This window comes from Paenibacillus dendrobii (assembly GCF_009807035.1).
In the GTDB taxonomy this organism is placed as follows: domain Bacteria; phylum Bacillota; class Bacilli; order Paenibacillales; family Paenibacillaceae; genus Paenibacillus_AQ; species Paenibacillus_AQ dendrobii.
In genome coordinates, this window is the sequence record NZ_WUBI01000002.1 from 803,663 (window position 1) to 826,894 (window position 23,232).

Here is a 23,232-nt window from a genome sequence, read left to right on the forward strand (position 1 = left end):
AGATGAACTCCCGCCTGCTTACCAGCCTGGCTAAGTTGTCTTTTTCCCTTTTGGTCATACCGCCGCTGCTCTTGTCCTGCTCCAATACGAACGAGCCCAAGCAAATGCCGAAGCCCAAGGATAATCCGGCTGCAGTCATTAATTTTGTTGCATCGGAGTACAGTTCTCAAACGCGGCCACTGCTTGAAAACATAGTTCAGGACTTCATGCTCAAAAATCCGGATATCGTCATCAATCTGCAAGTGGCCAACTGGGATATTCTCGATATCATCTACACCACCCTGATCAGCAAAAATCAGCCGCCGGACCTGCTCAACACCAATGTATACACCCACTTCGCCAACGACGGTCTGCTAAACGACATGGATGATCTCATCTCACCGGAGCTCAAGAAAAAGTTTTACCCGGATCTGTTGAAGCTGGACAGCTGGAACGGAAAACAGTATGCCATTCCCTATGTATCCTCGACACGAAAGTTGTATTACAACAAGCAATTGTTCAGGGATGCAGGCATTGAATCGCCTCCTAAGACATGGTCCGAACTGAAACAAGACGCCCAAAAAATCAAAGATACCGGCATGGCCTCCGGCTTTGGCGTGGATCTGACAGACAATGAAATCCAGGCATACCTTTCCTACTTTTTCCTTGGCGCCGGAGGCGGTTGGACCAAGGATGGCAAATGGACCATCAATTCTCCCGAAAACGTGGAGGGGCTGACTTTCCTTAAAGAAATGTACTTACAGGGATTGACCGATTCCGATCCTACCGTGACCACCCGGGATGAGAAACAACGTGTGCTTGGAGACGGCAAGCTTGGCATGATGATCTCAGGCAACTATTTCAATTTGGTCGTTCCGCGCGAATTCCCGGAATTGGAATACGATAAAGGCCCTATACCGGTTAAGGACGGCGTAAAGCCGATTAATTTTGGCGTCCAAGACACGCTGGTTTCCTTCAAAACCGATCATACCAACAAGGTGGCCATTTCCAAATTTCTCGATTATCTCTACTCCAGCCCGGTATATGAAGAAATCATCCAGCAGGAGGGCTTCCTGCCCGTTACTGAGCTTACAGGCGAGAGACTCGGGTCAGCCAACGAGGAGATGAAGGCAGACCTTGCCGCGCTGCGCGAGGCGAGCTACTATCCGATCCAGCAGCCCGAATGGCAAGCCGTGATGGACACGGCGCGTAAAATGGGAGATGCGGTGCTTCATGACGATGTTACCCCCAAGCAGGCGCTGGATCAGCTTCAGAAATTTGCTGAAGAAGAACAGCAAGAGCTTAAAAAGCATCAACGCCAATAAGGAATTAATGGTCTAAGCTTGCTTCAAAGCTTGATTAACCTTGATCAGATCCAAGAAGAGCCGGACATTGTCCGGCTCTTCTTGTGCATTCTTACAGCCTTTCTACGCGGACCCTTCTATTTTGGATTAGACCGAATAAGTTATAGATAGAGTTATGACGAAAATTCATTTTTTGCAGAAAAGAAAATAATAAAGAATTCGTGGAAGAATTTCGATGGAGCCGCACGTCCCATCTCACTATGATAAATGTAGGCGCTGTAATTCAAGACAGTAGACGATATGGCGTGAACATTATTCTTGAGGAGGGTTAGCTTTATGGTCTCAAAAACAAGATTGGCTGCTTTGGGTATTGCGGCATTGTTGGCCGTGGCTCCACTTGCAGGTTGCGGCAGTTCCAAAGAAGAAGCTAAACAACCGGAACCCGCAAAAACAGATGAAACAACAACCAAAACGGATGAAGGCACTAAAACAGAACCAACCGACAGCGGAACGAAGAAATTGACAGGCGATTTTGAAATCCAATACTTTGTTGGCGGATACGGCGACAAATGGTGGAAGAAAGTCATTGCCGACTTCCAAGCTGCAAACCCGGATCTGAAGGTTAAAGAAAGCGGCGGTCCTAAGATCAACGATCAAATGAAACCCCGCTGGGTCGGAGGCAATCCGCCGGATTTCGTATACATCGACGGACCTAACCTGAACGACCGCCAAATGGTTGAAGACGGACAGCTCGAAGATCTGACCGACTGGCTGAAGGATGCCAAAAATATCGACGGCGATAAAATCACCGATATTCTGGCACAACCTCCGCAAGAATTTGACGGTAAAGTCTACGACATCCCTCTCGTTCTGAACTCTTGGGGCGTGTTCTGGGATAAGGCTCTCTTCCAAGAAAAAGGATGGGAAGAGCCAACCGACTGGCAGTCCTTCCTGGCTGTGAGCGATAAGATCAAAGCCGCTGGAACGACACCTTTCATCCATACAGGTAAATATCCTTACTACATTAACGGTGCCATCCTGTATCCGGCTATCGTTTCTGCGAATAACAACGACATTTCGATCCTTCAGGACATGGCAGCATCCAAAGTTGAAGCCTTCCAACAACCGGCTGTAATGACTGCCCTGAAGAAAATCGTGGAGCTTCGCGATAAAGGGTTCATCGACAAAGCTTCCATCCAGATCAACCATACGGATTCCCAAATGCTCTTCCTGCAACATAAGGATGCATTTATTCCAAACGGCCTCTGGTTGCCTAACGAAATGGCTAAAGACGTTCCAGGCGGATTCTCCTTCGGCTTCATCCCATCGGTTACGCAAGATGCCGGCGGTAAAGTTGTTGCGAACACATCTACTGCAAACGTAGCCATCGCGAAAAACGCGAAGAATAAAGAAGCAGCTAAAGCATTCCTGGAGTTCGTATTCTCCAAAGCTCAAGCTTCCCAATGGGCAGAGCTTAGCGGCGCTCCTTCCAATATCAAAGGCGACATCAGTGCTTCCAACGCGCCTAGCCATGTTAAAGACGCAGCTAAATACCTGACCGATGCCAACACCGTCGTAGTACCTGCCATTACTTTCAACGCCGACGTTGACAAGGCTATGCAGGATGCCACAGACGCCCTGACCATTAGCAAGATCACCCCAGAACAATGGGTAGAACGTGTAGTAGAAGCAGCAAAAAAAGCATCAAAATAATAAATAGCAACAGACGATAAAGACGGAGGATGACGAGGATATACTCTTCGGTCATCCTCCTTAAATTATTTTGGAAAGGCAGGTTTAACCAGATGAAATTGGGAACAACCAAGTGGCAGCGTAACCTGTTTATCGCAACTTTCATTCTACCCACGTTTCTGTTCTTCTGCGTGTTTATGATCTATCCTGTCATACAAGCCATGTATTATTCCTTGTTCGACTGGTCTGGCTCTTCGGATCATAAAACGTTTATCGGTTTGGACAACTTCAAAGAAATGATTCATGACCCGATTGTCTGGAACGCGATGGGCAACGACTACTTTCTCGTTGTAGGCAAAATTATCGGCATTATGATTTTGGCCACTTTTTTCGCTATCGCATTAACCCGGTTCCGTTTCAAATTATCAAACTTTTTCCGCTCCATCTTCTTCATTCCGAATGTAATCTCCGTTGTCGTTATCGGCGTACTATGGAATTTCATTTATAACCCGCAGATCGGCTTTTTGAACTCCTTTCTGTCCCTGTTTACCAAAGACAAAGTGGACATTACTTGGCTGGGCTTTACCAGTCATACGATCTGGATGCTTCTTCCTCCGGCGATCTGGGCGGGTATCGGCTTCTACATGATTCTCCTGATTGCAGCCATTCAAAGTATTCCGGAATCTTACTACGAAGCCTCAGGTCTGGAGGGCGCCGGACAATGGACGCAGTTCCGCTACATCACCCTGCCTTTGATCTGGGAACAAATGAAGGTATCCATCCTGAATATCATGATGACGACGCTGAACGGATCCTTTGTCATCGTTATGATCATGACGAACGGCGGACCCGACAACTCCACGCAGGTTATGGGCTCCTACTTGTATCAGATGGCCTTCACACAATATCATTTCGGCTATGGTGCTGCCATCGGCGTACTGATTTTGATCGTTTCACTCATTACGACTGTTATTTTGCAACGCTTAATGCATCAGGAAACTATTGAAATCAGCTGATTTGAAATAGCACGGGAGGAACAAATTATGAAATCAGGCGGTTTAAATCCAATTTTCAAAATCATATTCTTTGCTATTCTGATCATATGGGGCTTGTCCGTGCTCTATCCGCTGCTCTGGACATTGCTCGACGCCCTGAAAAACAATGATCAATTTTTCCGTAAAATGCCATGGTCTTTGCCGGATATTCCGCTGCTATGGAGCAACTTTACGTACGTATGGAGTGAATTCAGCTTCGATAAATACTTTATGAACTCCGTCGTCGTTACGATCGGTTCGACTTTGCTGGGATTATTTCTCGCCGCGACTACAGCATACGTGCTGGCAAGATATCAGTTCAAAGGCAGCAATTTCCTTTACCTGATTTATATCGCATCGATGATGATACCTTTCAGCTTAGCGCTGATCCCATTATTCTTCTTGTTAAATTCCATGCACTTGACCAACTCTTCCTTCGGTCTGATTCTGGTATATGCCTCCACCTTGATTGCCTTCGGCGTTTTCGTTCTGGTCGGTTTCTTCAAAAGCCTGCCTAAAGAAATGGAAGAAGCCGCTGCAATTGACGGTGCATCCTATTTCGGCATATTCTTCAAGGTCATGCTCCCTCTGTCTCAGCCTGGTCTGATAACGGTCGGAATCGTCAACGTGCTGAACATTTGGAACGAATATATTATCGGTACCATTCTGGTAAACGATCCGGTACATTACACATTGCCAGTCGGCATCGCTATGATGCAGGCCCAAATGCAGTATCGTACGGAATGGGGTCCTCTTTTCGCAGGACTGCTGATTACCATGGTTCCTGTACTCGTTGTCTATATGTTCTTCCAGCGCCAGATTGCCAGCGGAATTACGGCAGGCGCCGTTAAGTAGCCGACATCGGCTGACTAGGCTAGCCACGAAAACACAACCAAACAAACCTTAGTCTGGGAGTTTCCATTCTAAGGTTATTGTTTTTTTTAAGTCCATTTTACATTTATCTCCAATGCGAAAAGGGAGCGGACAACGTGTCTAAGGATATACGAAAACTTCTGATCATGAACATCATCAGCTCCATTATTTCCATTTATATCGCCATCTTTGTCAATCTGTATATCTGGGAAGAGGGCAACGGAATCGGCGACGTCTCTCTTTATAATTTGTCCATGTACATATGCTGGGGGCTCACATTCGCCCTCGCCTCCAAGCTCATCAATAAGTATTCCATCAGGTTGCTGCTCGCGATCTCGGCTTTATGCGGTGCCGCAGCATTCGTGTATTTGATGACCGTTCATCTTGATAACCGCTGGCTCTGGATTACGCTGCTTGGGATCCCTGTGGGCATGATGTTCGGCTTTTCCCAATCCTCGCAGAACCTGGGCGTAGCCATGCAAGGTAAAGAAAACGAACTTGCGCCTTATTTTGCCGCAATCAACATCACTTCTCAGGCGCTCAACATGGCCGTTCCCATTCTATCCGCTGCTGTGATCCAGGGCTTCGGTTACCGGGGATCTTTTATTACCATGCTCATCTTCATCATAATCATGCTGGCGTACTCAGCAACAATGCCGCGTATCTACCTGCCTGCCCCTACTTCTCTCCAAGAGCCTCGTGAACCTTTCTATACTTTAGGTTTCCGCTCTGCCTTCAGCTATCCTGGAGCCAAATGGGTTCTGCTGTCGCTGCTCGCGTCGGGAGTCTTCCTGCAGTTCCAGAATTTATTTGCCCTTCTGTTCACCTTTTCAGTCACCCAGAATAAACTGCTGATTGCTTTGCTCAATTTGTTGTATACCCTATCCTCCTTGCTTGGTCTCTTGTTGTACCGACGGATCAAGTTTAACGAAATGTGGTGGTTATGGATTGGAACATCGCTGCTTGCGCTCGGGTTTGTGATCGCATTGCTCCATCATCCCGCGATGCTGATTACATCGAACGTCCTCACCTCTATCGGCATGTTTTACTTCTCCATCGTATGGAATGCGCAGCAGTTCAAATATATCAAACACCTGGATCCGGCGACCAAGCGAACGTTTCTTGTCTGGCGCGAATGCATTCTGGTGTTTACACGCTGCCTGCTTCTTAGCCTGACCTTTACGCTGACCGAGATGCAGGGTTTGGCCTTTGGCATTATCGTATTCATCACCATTGCCTGTTTGTTTGCCATTCCTGTCTTCCAGAGACTTGCCGGCCTTGAAAACAGCAAACATAATCAGGTACACGGCGCTGCAACCAAGCAAATGCCGCTATAATATGGATGTAAAAGAACAAAAAAAGACTCCCTCCCGGGATTAAATCTTAAACCGGGATAGGGAGTCTTTTAATACGCCGGAAAGCACCTGAAGCTTCTTAGAGAGATGGACCAGACCTGTACTAATTCCAAGCTGCTCATTACTGAGTGAAGCAACCTCTTCCGAGGTAGCTAATGATTGATCCGATACTACGCTTACTCCCACCATCGCATCCGAAAGTAGCAGCTGGGATTGCTCTAGTTCAAGAATCGAGCTGTTAACCAGAGCCAAGTGGCTCATGAGCTCGCCCATTTGTGAGCCTACCTGATTGAAGAGTTTATCTGCATTTTTCACTGATGAAATTTGCTGCATGAAGATAGGACTTGAATCATTTAATACGATTGCGGTCTCCTCAATATCCTGCTGAATCGCCTCCGTGATCTGGCCAACGGCATCTACCGATCGCTTAGCTTGTTCAGACAAAGCCCGGATTTCATCAGCCACCACCCTGAACCCTCTGCCGTAGCTTCCAGCCCGGGCGGCCTCAATGGTAGCGTTCAGGGAGAGGACATTCGTTTGCTTCATTAATTGGGTCAGAATATCCAGCACCTCAGAGATCGACTTGGTGCTGTCCTGCAATTTACCAACCTTGCCGGTGATCGAACCAATTCTCTCTTCCATATCCCCGGTTTTGTGGATCAGTTCATGCATATACTCCGTTCCCATACGGCTGGTCGCATTCACATCCTCAGCGAGACTGTGCATCTCCTTGCTGGTCGAAACGAGCGTCTCCGTTTGTTCTTGGGATCTCTGCGCCAACATCTTGCCGCGCTCCGCATCACTTGCCAGGCCTTCACCGCCCTTGGCAATATCCGAAGTGGCAGAGGCGATCTCTTTGGCCGTTTCTTCCGTGTTCAGGGATACATGTGAAAGCTCGCTAGCCATTTCAAGCATCTCAGCAGCAGATTGCCCGGTGTGATGCACCAGTTCCGTCAAATGCTGCATCATCTCGTCAAAGCTTCTGCCGACCTGTCCAATTTCATCTTTGGAGGTTGTATGGGTTCTTACTTGCAGATTTCCGTCAGCTCCCTCTTTCATCAGCCTCCGCAGATTAACCAGCGGCTTGCCGATCATACGGGCAACGAACCATCCGATCAAAATAGCCAGAATACATGCAACTGCAAGCACCCACAAGGTAGCCTGGAAAATCTGCCTCGTGTCCTTCAGCATTTCGCTTACCGGAATCATGCCGATCGTAAACCAGCCATTGGTTTCTGATTTGGCCATCACGACCTGCTCGGATTTATCCGGAGCCCGGAACGAGTACTTCGGATTGCTCATTCCCTCGGGCGGTAGCGTCACGTCAGACAACTTGCCGATTTGAGAGGATGACTTGCTGTAAATAATCTGATTATGGGGACTGATGACCTGGATGCTTCCGCCTTCACCCATATGTACATTTTCCACCTGTTCCTTAATGGCTGCCAGGTCAATATCAATGAGTATGACGCAGTATCCCTCGGATACGCCTTCTCCGGAAATCACCCTGCCTAGCGTAATGGTCGGATTCGTATTCCGGTTTCCTTGCAGGTTGTGATCAATCCAAACGGATTGGCCCCCACTCTGTACTATGGTCTTGAACCAGTCTTCATTGCCGTAATTTCCGCTCGCGAGCAGTCCGGAGAGCGTAGGAACGATTGTCCCGTCCGTATCGAGTACTTCAATGGAAGTAATATACGCATCGGAGAACATATAGGACTGCAAGATCGTGTCCAACTGGTCCGCCAGCTGTGTATATTCCGATGGATGATCCTTCTGTTCGAACATCTCCAGAACCGTATTCTGCATCGTTTTGTCTACCATCATTTGCAGCAGGAGTTTATTAAACGAATTGTACAAAAAATCAAGCTTCTGACTCGTCTGCATAGCAGTTTCCAAATACGCGCTCGTGACTTCACGCTCCAGCGCTTTTTTCGAGATTTGATACGATACCACTCCGGTCACTGCGACAAAAGCAATGATGGCAGCGACCATGATCAATGCAATCTTTGTTCCGATGGACCGCAGCGGGTTCCAGCGGAACGACTCCCTTAATGATCTCTCTCGCATCGGCTATCCCCCTTATATGACCTTACAGCTAATATAAAATGGTAAAATCAATAGCATTTGAACTGATTCGAGACGGATGCCTTTTATTAGTTCATTTAATTTAACTATATCGGTCCTGACGATGACACTCTATGGATTATCTTCTTCATTTTCTCGAATTTATTCTCTTATCCATGAAGCATATCAAAAACGATTAATTCACTGAATTGTTGCCAATAATGGGAACATTCCATACTTTTTAAGTTGACTATGCATGGCAGGTTCATCTACAATAAATGAAGAAAAAACGTCAGTGACGTAACAGCGCGGAAGAAGGACTCTTTGAGAGGGATTTTTTCTTGCGATTATTGAATTTGTTCACTCCACTTGGAAATGAACGCATTCAAAAATATTAGATAAATTTACAAGACAGGTGAAGAAATAATGACAGCATCTAATGATTACCGTATTCTGCTATATTATAAATTTGTTAACATTCCTGATCCGGAGCAATTTACAGCCGAACACCTTCAATACTGCAAGGATCTAGGAGTCAAAGGACGCATTCTGATAGCTTCTGAAGGCATTAACGGGACGTTGTCCGGAACCGTGGAACAGACTGAAAAGTACATGAATGACTTGAAAGCTAACCCATTGTTCGCTGATACCGTCTTCAAGATCGATGATTCGGAAGAACATGCGTTCAAGAAGATTTTTGTGCGCTACAAGAAAGAATTGGTCACATTCCGTTACGAAGAAGAGCTTGATCCGAATGTCATTGGCGGCAAAAGACTATCTCCTGTAGAATGGCATGAAATGCTGCAGAGAGATGACGTTGTTGTCATTGATGGCCGTAACGATTATGAATATGAAATCGGTCATTTCCGTGGCGCCATCCGTCCTGACGTTGGTTCGTTCCGCGAATTCCCCGAGTGGATCCGCAATAACATGGGCGAGTACAAGGACAAAACCGTTCTTACTTACTGCACAGGCGGCATCCGCTGCGAAAAACTGACCGGATTCCTGATCAAGGAAGGTTTCCAGGACGTATCCCAGCTGGAAGGCGGTATCGTCACTTACGGTAAGGACCCTGAGGTTCAAGGTCACTTATGGGATGGCAAATGCTATGTGTTCGATGAGCGCATTTCTGTGCCGATCAACCGTACGGAAGAAGACACGGTTATCGCGAAGTGCCATCACTGTGGAACTACTGAAGACCGTTACATCAACTGCGCTAATCCTGTGTGCAACAAGCAGCATGTCTGCTGCACGGATTGCGAAGAAGAACATCAATCCTTCTGCTCTGACGAGTGCAGAGAAGCCGTTATGGCTGTGAATGCGTAAATAAAGGCTGCTGATTTCTAAACAGGCTCTGTTCAAAAGGTCTCGAGATGACCGGATGAATAGGGCCTGTTTTGTTACTACACCATTTGATAAGCACTGTGTTAAAGATAATAAACTTTTGACGCATTTGAGCGCTCCGCGGTCAGACGATGCTCCCATCGCTGTTGCCTCCAAATTTATTTTGAACTATTTTTAATCGGTGAAATTCGGAGTCAAAGGCGAACGCTGGCGCTTGTACGCATTCGTCTGTCCTCTCCGCTGGTGTTCTGCTTATTCTTCATTCAAACCTCTACATCTCCCGCTGCTTGCTCTAGATGTTCGTTCTTCATCAAAAGTGAACGTGTTGCTCACAGATGGCGCTCCGCGGTCAGACGATGCTCCCATCGCTGTTGTCTCCAAATTTTTTTGATCTATTTTTAATCGGTGAAATTCGGAGCCAAAGGCGAACGCTGACGCTTGTACGCATTCGTCTGTCCTCTCCGCTGGTGTTCTGCTTGTTCATCATGAAACCTCTACCCCTCCAGCTGCTTGCTCTGGATGTTCGTTCTTCATCAAAAGTGAACGTGTTGCTCACAGATGGCGCTCCGCTTGTTCACCATTAATCCAAAGATACTATGAATAGAGAAAAGGCTACTCCCTCAATTGGAGTAGCCTTTTTTGCATTACTCCGATATGTCTTCCTCCAGCAAAATGTTCAGCATCTGCTCGCGGTCGTTCATCATTTTCTTAGTAATAATATAATGATCCGTATCCTCCAGCTCTACCTGGCGCATGCCCGTTTCGTCCAGCAGCCAGATCTCGGCATGCGGGTAGGACATCAGGATCGGCGAATGCGTCGCGATCACGAACTGCGACTGTTTGCTAACCAGCTGATGCATACGGGACAGCATGGATAGCTGTTTCAACGGCGACAAGGCTGCTTCCGGTTCATCCATCAGGTAGAGCCCCCTGCCCCCGAACCGATGCATAAAGGTCGCAAAAAAGCTTTCCCCATGCGACTGTTCGTGCAGCGATTTGCCGCCATAGGAGTCCCTAATGGCAGGGCTGGGAGGGCCTCCCTCTTCGGCATCTAACTGGTCAATATTCGTCGCCACGTTATAGTAGCTCTCCGCCCGGAAGAAAAATCCATCCTTTGGTCTTATCACGCCCCGGGCGAGACGTATATACTGATGCAGTTCCGAGTGGGATGCCTGGGTCTCGAAGGAGAAGTTCTTCGTGCCTCCCTCCGGATTAAACCCCCAAGCAATGGCCATCGCTTCCAGCAGCGTGGACTTGCCCGAACCGTTCTCTCCAACAATGAAGGTGACCGGTTTTTGAAATGAAAGACTATAGAAATCATGAACTGCCGGCAGACTAAAGGGATAGCTCCGGAAGGAAGGCACCTCCTCCCTTTTCAGCATCATACTCCGTAAATATAAAGAACGCGGGTTTAACAAGAGTAGATCAGCTCCTTCCGTTTCACGCCTTGTATTTTCTACAGAAAAAGAGGCATCATTCCCCCATTATGGATGGAATAATGCCTCTTTTCAACTTGTTCCGGATTAAATTTACAGCAATTCCTTGCGCAGTTGTTCCGCCGATTTAGGCGACAACAAACCGAACGGAATATCGAATACGGTTTTGGCACCTTTGTCTCCTTGAGCAGACAGCTTGGCAGCCGCACGAGCGTATGCTACCAGCACGCTGGCCGTAAACTCGGGGTTACTGTCCAGCTTCAGGCCAAATTCGATGATTTGGGTACTGTTCTCGCCGGTACGTCCGCTGCGCAGCACGGTACCGCCGTGAGGCATAGCCGAATGATTGGCTTTCAGCTCTTCTTCACTAATGAAGTTCACCGTGGTGTCATAATCGGAGAAGTAGTTTGGCATTTCTTTGATTTCTTTTTCGATGCGGGCTTGGTCTGCGCCCTCTTCCGTTACGACGAAGCACTCGCGCAGATGCTTTTGACGAGTTGTCAGTTCCGGATTTTCTCCGGCACGCACCTTAGCAACCGCTTCTTCTACCGGTATGGTATATTGGACGCCATTTTTCACGCCTTCAACGCGACGGATCGCATCGGAGTGTCCTTGGCTCACGCCGCGGCCCCAAAAAGTATATTCTTTGCCTTCAGGCAAAATGGCTTCGGCAAGCATCCGGTTCAGTGAGAAGAGACCTGGATCCCAGCCTGTCGAAATGACACTGACATGTCCGTTAGCCGCTGCTTCAGCGTCAATCGTCGCGAAATATTCAGGAATACGCGCATGCGTATCAAAGCTGTCGACCGTGTTGAACATTTTGGCAAACTGCGGACCTTGTTCCGGCAAATCCGTCGCTGAGCCTCCGCACAGAATCATGACATCGATTTTACCAATGTATTTTTCCGCTTCCGAGATATGAACAACCGGCACGCCAGCTTCAACGCCATTCGGCTCGCGGCGGGTGAAGATCGCTTCAAGCTGCAAGTCCGGGTTCTGGCGAATCGCCTTTTCCACGCCTCTTCCCAAGTTACCATATCCCACAATACCAACCGTAATTTGTTTCATATAATCCTCCCAAAGCAATCTATAAAGTGTCTTTTCTCTTGCTGTTTTCTATTATAAACAGATTTACTGATACATGCCATCCGATGTGAGGAAAAGCACAAACTTTATGCATAAAAATACAGGGGCTAGAAAGCCCCCGTACCTCCGCCACCCCCGCCTCCACCGCTGAAGCTGCTGCCGGAGCTGCTACTTGAAGAACCAGCCGTAATGAAGCTGAGATGACTTTGCGTGTAATGCATGGATGATAATATAGGAGCGCTGAACAGAAGCGGAATGGCTACATCGTAAGCTTCCGAATCCCTTGGTTCATGTTGATTCAGCCCCTGAACATACTTGGGGATAACTCCAAGCAAAACTGCATGCTCCGCATCCCGCTCCGCTCGTGCCGGATCCTCTGTGGTAGCGTCAACGCCGTTTCGGAGTTCTCTTCTCCAACGCTTGAGCGCAAACCGGTACTGCTGCGTTTGCAAGGACATCCGGTATCTCGGCAATACAGCAGCAAAGAGTGCAGAGCAGACAACGAGAATAACGTAACTTCCTGCGCCGTCCTCATGCACTATCTGGCTTCCGATTATGAAGCAAGCTACATGATAGAGCATAATCCACAACCTGGATTTATATGTGAAACAAGTCAATAACCCGCCGGCTCCCAGCAAAATCGCAATTAAAATCATGCTTAATCGGGAAGCGACATCCGCATAGTACAAATAAAGCAGAAGTACATAATGGACAATCACCATCAGCGGAACCAGAAACTTGAGAAATGCATTTTTCTTGACCTCATTTGCGTACGGCTCCGTGTTTGTCAGGATTTTTTTCCACTTTTTAAATTGTTCGGCATGCTGCATCGATTTTTGGCGGTATGTTGCAATGAGCTTGTCGTCTTGCTTTTCTTTAAAAGTCGGTCCCGCCAAGGAATCCATTCGGAATTCCAGTACCCCGTTCTTTTCACTAAACAGCCACTGAACCAATTGACGTTCTGCCGCATTCAGCTGCTCCACATTCCCCTGAAACGTAAACAGCAGGGTGGTATCCGGAGCGGTTGGTTCTTCCAGAAACCGCGGGGAAGACGGCACTTCCTTAACGGTCACGAATCCCTGGCTGCGCAAAGACAATAGTCCTGCGATAAAATCTTGTTGCTTCAATTTGCTTTTTCGGAGAATGTACGTTTTGATCAGCGGATCGAGCTGCTCCAACTCATCCTTGGAAACCTCTCCCCTTTTGACCCATGCCGATATTCTTTTCCATGAAAACAAACACAGGATAGCGCCAAGAAGGAAGACAACCATCAGTATCCGGATCACTTTCCCGGCTTCCTGCATCCTTCCATCACGCAGCTGCAGCCGATCCGCCCGATTCTGCTCAGATGCTAAGATCTGATTAAGAGAGATTTCCTTCTGGCTGGCTTTCATTTGGGACAACTGCTCCTGCGGGAAAAACACCAGCATCTCGGCGTTTCCATGTTTGGACAGCTTTTCGTTCTCATAATGAACCGCCGGCTCCCCATCGGTCGTCACCGTTCCTCCGGTACGGTCATGCAGGAAGGCATGCACATCGGCTTTAGTATCGTTCGAAGGCAAGAACACATCCACGTTCACATGATGAATCTCCTGATTGCTGTGCTCGAAGAAGCTGTAATCCAGCTTGCCTGCATCGCTGTATCTGATGGCTGCCTGATCAATACGATAGCGGTAATAGACCTGCTTCACTTCATCCTTCGCGCTATTGAATATGTAGTAAGTATCGTTTTTCCCATCCCATTCCGAATTCAAGCGCTGAAGATTTTCATAGGAAAACTCGCCGAGTTTCTTTCCTGGAGGCGGAACATAGGCCTCGAAGAACTCGACTCCCTTATGTTCGCCTTGATCAATATACCGGGTTGTCCCTTTAAAGCTGCCTTCAAAGGTGTACGTGAATAATTCCTCCACATATAAGTCTCCGTCAGGCATAATATAAGCTCTCGTATCCACTTGATCCATGGAAAAGCTCTTTTTGTCGCCACAGCCTGTCATGATGAATACGAAAACAAGACCTACGATTACAAGCATCCATTTCTTCATTCACTCACTCCTATCCTGGCACTCTTGTTGTTTTTCTCTCTAGGTGAATCAAGTGTTTTCTATTTCTTTATATATTAACAAATGTTACCTGTGGTGAAACAAGAGGAGAAGGTACCAAAATGAGAGTACCTGCAAGCTCCATTCCTCACAAAAATAAAGAGTCCCCACACATGGCATTATTCCAATACACAGTGAAGAGACGCGGGTTGATAGCTTATTCAATGAATGGATTCCTAACGATGCAGCGGATCTGCTCCAATGGAACTTTAGGCACTCGGTCATAGGTTAAAAAACCGCTGTCCCGCAGCTTTTTGCCTCCAATGCATTCATCAGGCAAAACCCCCGCGGAATAGCGGCATGATCGTATTTATGGACGGCTCAGCTTCTCGACCGGATCAAAACCAGTGGAAGCATCGTACCGGATATGATGCTCGAAATGTGCCAGAAGCTGCGGACAAGCCTCCTGAGCCAGATCCATTTCCGGCACAGCACTCCTTTCGAACCGAATTGATAATACCGTCACGTATTCCTCCTGCCCCGTTTCCAGGTTGACCTTCGTATCGCGCGCATGAATGAGAACCGTTTCCAGCGGCAGCAGAGCGAACAACTCATGGCCAATCCGTATCACGGAGCCGCATACGTATTTCCGTTCGAGTTCATGATAATCCTCTTTACTTAAGCGGCTGCGAGAGAGTTCTCCCGTTTCATTCAGAATCTTGGATTCATGCGGAATGATCTCGCCTGAATTCACATCCAGCTCGACTTCCACTGCGGCTGAATTGAGCACGTTATATTCCAATCCGCTACCTAAGGCTAATAAATCCTCAAGAGGCGCAATTTCCTCAAGAACTCGAAGGTATGCAGTACGGTTTCCTTCAAGGATGTCCCTCGCAAAATCCGTAAGACGTCTCCATTCTGTGTATTCCTGTTGGTCCTTTTCTTTTGCCAAAACAATCTGGTCCTGAAGCTCCTGCTTCACGGCTGCATCCTGCTTCAGCAGCTTCTGCATCCGGGTCGGCTTATAATCCGCGAAGTCCGCTTCAGCCTGCCTTTCATGAGGTCCTATCTCTCCTCTGCGGAAAGGAGATGCCAAAGCAGCAAGCCGTTCCCAATCGATAGGTTCCCCGCATATTTGATGAATGGATTCGATCCATTCTAATTGATTATGATACCATTCAGCCTCAAATGCGGATTTTTCCGCATCGCTCCATTCGATTTGCTCCCTCTGTCTGGTGCTCCTTCTCGCAATCAGCTCCTGTCTTTTCAGACAAGCACTGCTTTGAATTCTTCGTTCGTGAAAGGGCTGCATAAATGTAAATCCTGAAACTGCTGCCATTGGAGCTGCCTCCGAATGAAACGATGGAACTACCGCCGGCTGCTCTTCATCAGCCTCGTTCTCCACGGATCTTCCGCCATTTTCCTGGCTGCTCAGCCTTGGCCATACGGATGTTTTCATGCCATCAAGGTATCTGTATCCCATATCATTTTCTCCTCATATCAAAATCCATGAATCGATCACAGATCATAGGTCAAATAGACTAGAGTTATGTAGCTAAATTTCGCCATACCCTCCGAAAATCCTTCATAAATCCTTAAATCCAAAAAGAAATTATGATCGAATGAGCAAAAAAAGAGGAAAAACCCTATGTTTCACAGGATTCTTCCTCTTCTCTTATCTATATATCCTATCCCCTACAATGTAAGAAGTTCGCGGATTTCCTGTTCCGAGAGTGCGGTCTGCACCTCTTCCCCAGGCTCCATGACTTCGCGGATCAGATCTTTTTTCCGCTTCTGGAGATCCAGCATTTTTTCCTCCACTGTACCTTTCGTCACCAACCGGATGACCTGAACGACATTCTTCTGCCCCATCCGGTGAGCCCGCCCTGCTGCCTGCTCTTCCACAGCCGGGTTCCACCATAGATCGTATAAAATAACGGTATCTGCCCCAGTAAGGTTCAGTCCCGTTCCTCCTGCTTTGAGTGAAATAAGGAATACATCATTCTCCCCGCGGTTGAAGCGTGCACAGGTGTCCACGCGTTCTTTGGCCGGCGTCTGTCCATCCAGATAAAAGACCGGAATGCCTAGCTTTCCGAGCTCGCTGCGTATGATGCGAAGCATGCTGGTAAACTGGGAGAAAATCAGAATCCGTCTCCCGCTCTCCAGGCAATCCTGCGCCACCTCCAGCAGCTGCTGCAGCTTCCCGGACTCCCCCTCGTAGCCGTCGACAAACAAAGCCGGATGACAGCACAGCTGACGAAGTCTGGTGATTCCGGCCAATATTTTCATCCGGCTCCGCTGGAATCCCTCGAATTCTAGATCGCGCATCGTCTCTTCCTTGAATTCCTCCAGATATGCGGCATACAACTTCTTCTGTTCCCGGCTGAGCTCGGACTGCTGCACGGTCTCGATCCGTTCAGGCAGCTCTTCGAGCACATCTGCACGCAGTCGGCGCAGAATGAAAGGCTGGACGATTCGCGCAATCCGGTCACGGGAAAGACCGCGGAAATTCTTCAGGCCGTCAAACAGCCCCGGGAATACGGCATCAAAAATGGACCATAATTCATCCACCGAATTTTCGATCGGCGTTCCGGTCAGTGCGAATCTTCGTCCTGCCGTAATATCCCGCACTGCCTGTGCAGTCTGGGTCGAAGAATTCTTGATGGCCTGTGCCTCATCCAGAAACAACGTGCTGAACGCCATCTCCTTGTAAATCCGGATATCCTTGCGCAGTGAAGGATAGGACGTGATGATGACATCCGCATCATAATCGGGAGCATGTTCTTCCTCGGCTGACTCCGATCCCGGCTCAATATCCGCCATGCGCAGGAGCATGTCGCTGCGTTCCTTGCGCGCTCCTAGAGCCACCTGAACTTTCAAAGATGGAGCAAACCTGTGAAACTCATTTTCCCAATTGTATACAAGCGATGCCGGAGCAACGATCAACGCAGGCTGGCGTGCAGACTGCTCCCGCGTTTCCGACAGAATAAAGGCAATGCTTTGCAGCGTTTTGCCAAGCCCCATGTCATCGGCCAAAATGCCACCGAAGCGGTACGATCCAAGCGTTTTCAGCCACTGAAAGCCTTCCTTTTGATAATCCCGCAGCACGGAAGACAACTCCGCCGGAACAGGGAATTCCCTATGCTCGGGGCGCATCATATGATCAAGCAAGCCGCGCAAGGATTTGCCAAGCTGAAGACTGCCGCTGTCACGGTCCCTAAGCTGCAGTCCCCGGAATACCGGTATTTGCATCTGCCCGCCGGTAACGTCTCCCTTTTTCAAGCCCAATTCATCATACAGTTCGGCAAACAGCTGAAAAGCTTCTCCCTCAAGCGACAAATACGAACCCTCTTGCAGCCGGTAGAATTTCTTTTTCTCTACGATGCTCAACAGAATTTTGCGAATTTCCTTCTCCTTAATTCCGTCTAGCTCAAAGCTGATTTCCAGCCAATTGGTGGTCTGGTCGGTATCCGCCTTGATTTTGGGTGCTTTGCGCCCCGAATACATCATCTGCTTGACGGTGTCCGTAGCGTAAACCTCAACCCAGGATTCAAGACGTGGCAGCAGGTGGTAGAGTACGTCATACATGCTGTCCTCCTCCGACAAATCGAGCGACCATTCTTTATCCAGCCGGACAAAGTCGCTTGCGTTCAGCTCATCCAGCAGCTTCTTCTCCTTATCCGTTTCCCTGACCAGGATCAGGTCGCTGTCTTTACGCGCTTCCCAGTCGTCGGCAAGCGCATCGATGACAATGCCTCCGTATACAAATTCAACCCTTGCAAAAAGAGCCGTTTCATCCCGGTCAAGATAAAGCTTCGCAGACAACTCGGGCTGAACGATCCGGTCACGGATGGCGGAATCCACCGATACCCTGCCGATTTTGCGGAGCCCAGGAACCACCCTTTCCATAAGCGCATCCATTTGATGCGGAGATACCCGGATCTTCGTATGATCATGACGGTACAGCAGCGACTTCATTTCCGAGAGCAAATACAGCTCGGACTCCGGCAGGAGATATACCTTCCCTTCCAGCACGGCGCATTTGTAAGCATTCATGACCATGACCCTTTTCAATCCCCGGATTTCCAAGCCATACGCATCGCCGCTCCCGCTGCTGATTTCGAACGAGACCGGCAGCTTGTCCTCCGATGCTTCCATGAGTACCGGCTCGCCGAGATCTCGTTCCAACAGCGCACCTGCTGCAACCAAACGGGGCAACAGGGATTCCCAGGCAAGGGGAGGCACGGTCAAGAGACGCTGATTCCCGGAAGAAGCATATCCGGCATAGAATCTCCCGGTTTCGTCATAAGCAAACTCGCTACCTGCGATGCGCAGCAGCTGCTCGATAACCGCCCAGTCCTCATCGCGAAAGCTATGCTGGCTCGGGTCATAGGTAAAGAGCTTGGTGAAGGGAAGCGTCTTGCCTTCCTCAATATGAAGCAGCAGCTGCCGAATGTTTTGCACGACGTACAGCCGCTTCAGTCCGACCTTCATCTCGATTCTGAACTTCGGATCGGGCAGGAACTCGTCCGTAATTTTACAAACGAATTCAACGCTCAGCGTCTCCTTTAACGCATTCGCAAGCCGTTGTCCTGCTTTTACGCGTCCCTGGTCCGCAGCCTTGTCGAACAACTCGATCAAGCCGCCCGTAAGACGGATATCGCGCGAGGTAACGCCCGGCGTCGGCAGGGGCACCACTTCTCCTCTGCGCCGGTCCGAAGGCTCCACGCCGTTTTTTTCTTCCTCCAGCATGTTGATCAGTGCAGCCGCGATATGCTTGCAGTATGGATAATATCCGCCGTATCCGGCACATTCGCATTCCGCGCTGAAGTCCATTCCGTCGATATCGATATGCACATGGAAGACTTCCTGGTCCTGCACGACAGCCCTCCGGCAGCGGTCCTCGTCATCGCGCTCCACCACCATCACCTGCCCCTGCTCCACCATCGTCTCTCCACGCTTGAAGCCTGTGACGCCGCACAGGGTCTTGATCCGTTGAGCAGTGAATGCCAGCATGAATGATTGTATCCTTTCCGTAAGTACCATATTCGTCTTTTCAATATACCATAAAAAGAACGAAAGAAGCGAAAAACAGAGAACTGTTGTTCTCTGTTTTTCGCATTTCCAAAAAATTATCTTTTGAGCACGCTCTTCCTATGATCGAGGAAAATACCCCAGCTAATCGCGAATGCGATGCATTACTTCGCTTTCTCCTTAATCAGTCGGAATACTGCCGAAAGGGCATCCGAAAGCTTATTGCTTTTCATATGATCAACGAATTTTTCCCGATTGTGGTATAACTCCGTCACTTCGGCGACCAAGGAATCGCTATTCAATCCTTCCTCCTCCAGAACCCGGCAGTACCCTGCCTTCTCAAACGAACGGGCATTGAGGATTTGATCGCCCCGGCTCTGCTGCTTGGTCAGCGGAATGAGCATCATCGGTTTTTGAAGTGACAAAAATTCGAAAATGGAATTGGACCCGGCTCGTGAAATGACAATATCCGACATGGCCAAAACATCCGGCAGCTCCTCGTTTAAGTATTCATACTGCTTGTATCCGGCTACGCCGATGTTAGGGTCCAACTGGCCTTTTCCGCAAAGATGGACGATCTGGAAATGTTCTGCCAACACCGGAAGCGCCGCCCTGACGGTCTCATTGATTTTGCGGGCTCCGAGGCTTCCCCCCATGATCAGCACCACCGGCTTATTCTTGTGAAATCCGCAGAATGCCCTGCCCCGGTCCGCATGACCGCGCTGCAGCTCTTGCCGGATGACGGCTCCGACATAATGGGTCTTTTCCTTGCCTATGATCTCGCCCGTCTCCGGAAAGGTCGTACACACGGCGGATGCCATCGGAATGGATATACGGTTGGCAAGTCCCTTTAACATCCTGTTGCTATTGTATTATACAGGCGGACTTTATATAAGTGCAGCTATTCCCCGATTAATTAGCCTGCCCCTCTTGCTATTCAACATTAAAATGTATAAAATAAATATAACTTTTTTACAACAGGAGGTGAGGTAGCAGTGGCACAACATTTTTCGAACAACCGGATTGATCAGCTTCCGTTGGCATTATCCGGAATTATTCATGAAACAGCCATGAACGGGATACGTCTGTCCATTTTTCAATATTCGGTTGTTCTCAAAAAATGTGAAATGCCGCTCCTACCTTAACTTCAACGGAACTTATGCGTTGAACGTTCAGCCGCGGGGACATTTCCCTGCGGCTTTTTTTCTGTAGGCCCGGCATCTATGGAGGAATTCATGATGATGATTCAATGCAAAAACGTACAAAAATACCACGGCGCCCAGCTGGTGCTGTCAGATATTAATCTCGAAATCTCCCATGGAGAAAAAGCCGCTCTCATCGGCCGCAACGGCAGCGGCAAAACCACCCTGTTTCACCTGCTAAAAGGTGAAGAAAATCCGGATCAAGGAAGCATTGCCATCCAAAAAGGCGCGCGGATCGGCCTGCTTGCGCAGGTCCCGGAGGCATTGGAGGAGGAAATGGTATACGATGTGCTATTGCGTCCCTTTGCCAATGTGCTGGAGTGGCAGGAGAGGATGCGTACCCTGGAGCTTCTCATGTCAGATCCTGAAAAAAGCGCGGATCCGCATGCCCTTGCAGACTGGCTTGAGGAATACGGCAAGGTACAGGAGAGGTTCGAACGAGCTGGCGGTTATGAAGTCGAATCTTCCGTTGCCCGGGTCGCCAATGGCCTAGGCATTCCATCCACTCAATTTTCAAGGCTCTTCACTTCCCTCTCCGGCGGAGAGAAAACGAAGGTCGGGCTTGCGGTGCTGCTGCTTGAAAAACCCGATGTCCTGCTGCTCGATGAACCGACGAACCATCTGGATATGGGAGCCATTCAGTGGCTGGAGCAGTTTCTCGCCGAATACGACGGGACCGTGCTGGCCATATCCCATGACCGTTATTTTCTGGACCGGCTTGTCTCGAAAGTGATCGAGATCGAGGACGGCGAAGCTTTCGTTTATCACACCAACTACAGCGGCTACCAGAAAGAGAAGGAAGAACGCCTGCTCCTGCAGTTTGCTCATTATCAGGAACAGCAGAAAAAAATCAAACAAATGCAGGAAAGCATCAAACAGCTGATTCAATGGGGTAACGAGGCCAATCCTCCGAATCCGGGCTTCCACCGCCGCGCAGCCTCAATGCAGAAAGCGCTGGATCGCATGGTCAAACTGAAGCGGCCCGTGCTCGAACGAAAGAAAATGGATCTGTACCTGCAGCAGGATGACCGCTCCGGCAAACAGGTGCTTCTCTTCGACCAAGTCGGCAAGGTTTTCGGTGAACGCAGTCTGTTCCGCGGTGTGAATGGGCTCCTACGATACGGTGAAACGGTCATGCTTCTTGGTCCGAATGGCTGCGGTAAGAGTACTTTACTTCAAATGATTTTGGGCAGCGAGGAAGTTACCGAAGGGGCCATTGTACTGGGTTCCCGTGTCTCCATTGGCTATTTGGCCCAGCAGGAGCACCCGGAAAATGCGCGGCAGACGGTGCTTCAGTTCTACCGCGAGCAGGCAGCCATCGAGGAGGGAGAGGCACGCGGTAGACTGGCTCGCTTTCTGTTTTACGGAGCCGATGTGTTCAAAAGCGTCTCCAGCCTCTCCGGCGGGGAATGGACGCGTCTGCGATTTGCCGTTTTGATGGAGCTGAAACCAAACCTCCTTATTCTTGATGAACCGACCAACCATCTGGACATCGATTCGAGGGAGGTGCTTGAGGAAGCGCTTGAGGAATTTCCGGGAACCATCCTGTCGGTGTCGCATGACCGCTACTTCATTAACCGCCTTGCCGATACCATTTGGAGTCTCGAGCAAGGCAAGCTGAGTATCATCTCCGGAGGATTTGACCAGTACCAAATCCGTCCCGTCTATGAAAATCTGCCAGAAGCAAAAGAGGTCGAGAGTAACCCTGTCCCAGCATATGCTTCCAGAAAACAACGCCAATCCATGCCAAAAGCGACATCTGTTCCCTGGGAAAACGAAATTCAAAGCTCCGAACAACAACTCCAAATTCTTGAGGAGCAAATGTTGGATCCTGCAATAGCCTGTGATGCAAATCGGCTTGCGGAGCTGCATGACGAAACCGAACGTCTCAAGGACCTCCTGCAGCAGCTGTATGAGGGTTGGATGAATTCCACAGATTGACCCATTGCTAAGTGGATACCGTTCCGCTCTGGAAATCCTGGAAACCGAAGCTTAGCACCGATTCAAATCAAGAAGCCCGGCCATAGTTGGCCGGGCTTCTTAATGCATGTATGTTAATCTCTATGAGATTATTCCTGGGATTCTTCAGGCGATGCTTCCGGCGCATCCTCTTCGGAGGTTTCTTCGCCTTCCGCTTCCAGTACTGCACGCGGAGCTGTGACAGATGCAATCAGCTCTTCCGGTGAAGCGACCAACGTAACGCCTTCAGGAAGCTTAATATCCGCTGCCACAAGCTTGTCGCCCATATTCAAATGGGAAATGTCCACTTCGATGGAAGCCGGCAAATTCGCAGGGAGAGCTTCGACCTCAAGCTCTGTTTCCTGATGCTGAAGAACGCCGCCCGATTTGGTTCCTAAGGCAGTTCCGTGGAATTCGATCGGAACACGAACCTTCAACCGTTTGTTTGCGGAAATTTGCAAAAAGTCAACGTGGCTCCATTCCCCGCCCTTTTTCTGAAAATCCTTAATAATGACATTAAGATCGGAGGAGCCCTCCACTTTAAGCTTGAACATTTCCGTACGTCCCGTTCTGGCTATCTTTGCGAGTTCCTTAGCATCCACGCTAAGCGGAATGTTTTCGGTTTGAGTCCCGTATACGACGGCGGGAATACGACCTTTTTCTCTAAGGCTGCGCAAGCTTGAATGTTTGGTGTCGCTTCTTCGTTCTGCTGTAAGTGAATGTGATGACATCTTGAATAACCTCCTTTGATAGTTGCTGTCTACTCTAGCCGCAAGTTAGACGGCATATCTATGTATTACCCATTCCGAAGACAAAACAAACGTTTCC

Annotated in this window: 17 protein-coding genes; 9 read left to right on the forward strand and 8 right to left on the reverse strand. The window is 48.9% G+C overall.

From position 1 onward, the window contains the following. Window positions 1–2 precede the first annotated feature (2 nt). The 5 genes from GRF59_RS17435 (at window position 3) to GRF59_RS17455 (ending at window position 6,219) form a co-directional block, all read left to right on the forward strand. Window positions 3–1,304: an extracellular solute-binding protein gene (locus GRF59_RS17435; RefSeq protein WP_160498958.1), complete on the forward strand. Its 1,302-nt coding sequence runs from the start codon at window positions 3–5 to the stop codon at window positions 1,302–1,304. A 315-nt stretch (window positions 1,305–1,619) separates the two neighbouring features. After that, complete coding sequence (locus tag GRF59_RS17440; protein WP_160498959.1) at window positions 1,620–2,996, forward strand: ABC transporter substrate-binding protein; 1,377 nt, start codon at window positions 1,620–1,622, stop codon at window positions 2,994–2,996. 92 nt (window positions 2,997–3,088) lie between these two features. After that, window positions 3,089–3,991, forward strand: a complete 903-nt coding sequence (locus tag GRF59_RS17445) for a carbohydrate ABC transporter permease (protein WP_160498960.1) — start codon at window positions 3,089–3,091, stop codon at window positions 3,989–3,991. 27 nt (window positions 3,992–4,018) lie between these two features. Beyond that, a complete protein-coding gene (locus GRF59_RS17450; RefSeq protein WP_160498961.1) occupies window positions 4,019–4,864 on the forward strand; it encodes a carbohydrate ABC transporter permease in 846 nt (281 codons plus the stop codon). 134 nt (window positions 4,865–4,998) lie between these two features. Next, window positions 4,999–6,219, forward strand: a complete 1,221-nt coding sequence (locus GRF59_RS17455) for an MFS transporter (RefSeq protein WP_160498962.1) — start codon at window positions 4,999–5,001, stop codon at window positions 6,217–6,219. A gap of 39 nt (window positions 6,220–6,258) precedes the next feature. Here the strand turns inward: GRF59_RS17455 and GRF59_RS17460 are convergent, their stop codons facing one another. Continuing rightward, window positions 6,259–8,307, reverse strand: coding sequence for a methyl-accepting chemotaxis protein (locus GRF59_RS17460; protein WP_160498963.1), 2,049 nt, complete (start codon window positions 8,305–8,307; stop codon window positions 6,259–6,261). Between the two features lie 423 nt (window positions 8,308–8,730). Between GRF59_RS17460 and trhO the strand changes: the two genes are divergently transcribed. Both trhO and GRF59_RS29795 read left to right on the forward strand, forming a co-directional pair. After that, on the forward strand, window positions 8,731–9,630 hold the full coding sequence (gene trhO / locus GRF59_RS17465; RefSeq protein WP_160498964.1) for an oxygen-dependent tRNA uridine(34) hydroxylase TrhO: 900 nt from the start codon (window positions 8,731–8,733) through the stop codon (window positions 9,628–9,630). Between the two features lie 353 nt (window positions 9,631–9,983). Next, window positions 9,984–10,232, forward strand: a complete 249-nt coding sequence (locus GRF59_RS29795) for a hypothetical protein (RefSeq protein ID WP_237391864.1) — start codon at window positions 9,984–9,986, stop codon at window positions 10,230–10,232. A gap of 60 nt (window positions 10,233–10,292) precedes the next feature. On the opposite strand, the gene GRF59_RS17470 is transcribed toward GRF59_RS29795, so the two are convergent. From GRF59_RS17470 to GRF59_RS17495, 6 genes are all read right to left on the reverse strand, one after another. Continuing rightward, window positions 10,293–11,030 (reverse strand): AAA family ATPase, encoded by a 738-nt coding sequence (locus GRF59_RS17470; protein ID WP_237391865.1) that lies wholly within the window; start codon window positions 11,028–11,030, stop codon window positions 10,293–10,295. Window positions 11,031–11,177: 147 nt separating this feature from the next. After that, on the reverse strand, window positions 11,178–12,152 hold the full coding sequence (locus GRF59_RS17475) for a diaminopimelate dehydrogenase (RefSeq protein ID WP_160498965.1): 975 nt from the start codon (window positions 12,150–12,152) through the stop codon (window positions 11,178–11,180). Window positions 12,153–12,277: 125 nt separating this feature from the next. After that, complete coding sequence (locus tag GRF59_RS17480) at window positions 12,278–14,212, reverse strand: DUF2207 domain-containing protein (RefSeq protein WP_160498966.1); 1,935 nt, start codon at window positions 14,210–14,212, stop codon at window positions 12,278–12,280. A 367-nt stretch (window positions 14,213–14,579) separates the two neighbouring features. After that, window positions 14,580–15,692, reverse strand: a complete 1,113-nt coding sequence (locus GRF59_RS17485; protein ID WP_237391866.1) for a hypothetical protein — start codon at window positions 15,690–15,692, stop codon at window positions 14,580–14,582. A gap of 212 nt (window positions 15,693–15,904) precedes the next feature. Then, entirely contained in the window at window positions 15,905–19,225 is a 3,321-nt protein-coding gene (locus tag GRF59_RS17490) for a DEAD/DEAH box helicase (RefSeq protein WP_237391867.1), read from the reverse strand. Between the two features lie 182 nt (window positions 19,226–19,407). Continuing rightward, window positions 19,408–20,100, reverse strand: coding sequence for a glycosyltransferase (locus GRF59_RS17495; protein ID WP_160498969.1), 693 nt, complete (start codon window positions 20,098–20,100; stop codon window positions 19,408–19,410). Between the two features lie 138 nt (window positions 20,101–20,238). Between GRF59_RS17495 and GRF59_RS29460 the strand changes: the two genes are divergently transcribed. Together GRF59_RS29460 and abc-f are read left to right on the forward strand one after the other, a co-directional pair. Then, a complete protein-coding gene (locus tag GRF59_RS29460) occupies window positions 20,239–20,388 on the forward strand; it encodes a hypothetical protein (protein WP_202128760.1) in 150 nt (49 codons plus the stop codon). A gap of 96 nt (window positions 20,389–20,484) precedes the next feature. Then, the gene (abc-f, locus tag GRF59_RS17500; protein WP_341480092.1) at window positions 20,485–22,386 is read left to right on the forward strand and encodes a ribosomal protection-like ABC-F family protein; all 1,902 of its coding nucleotides are present in this window, start codon (window positions 20,485–20,487) and stop codon (window positions 22,384–22,386) included. A gap of 128 nt (window positions 22,387–22,514) precedes the next feature. On the opposite strand, the gene GRF59_RS17505 is transcribed toward abc-f, so the two are convergent. Continuing rightward, a complete protein-coding gene (locus GRF59_RS17505) occupies window positions 22,515–23,135 on the reverse strand; it encodes a 50S ribosomal protein L25 (RefSeq protein ID WP_160498970.1) in 621 nt (206 codons plus the stop codon). Window positions 23,136–23,232: the final 97 nt, after the last annotated feature.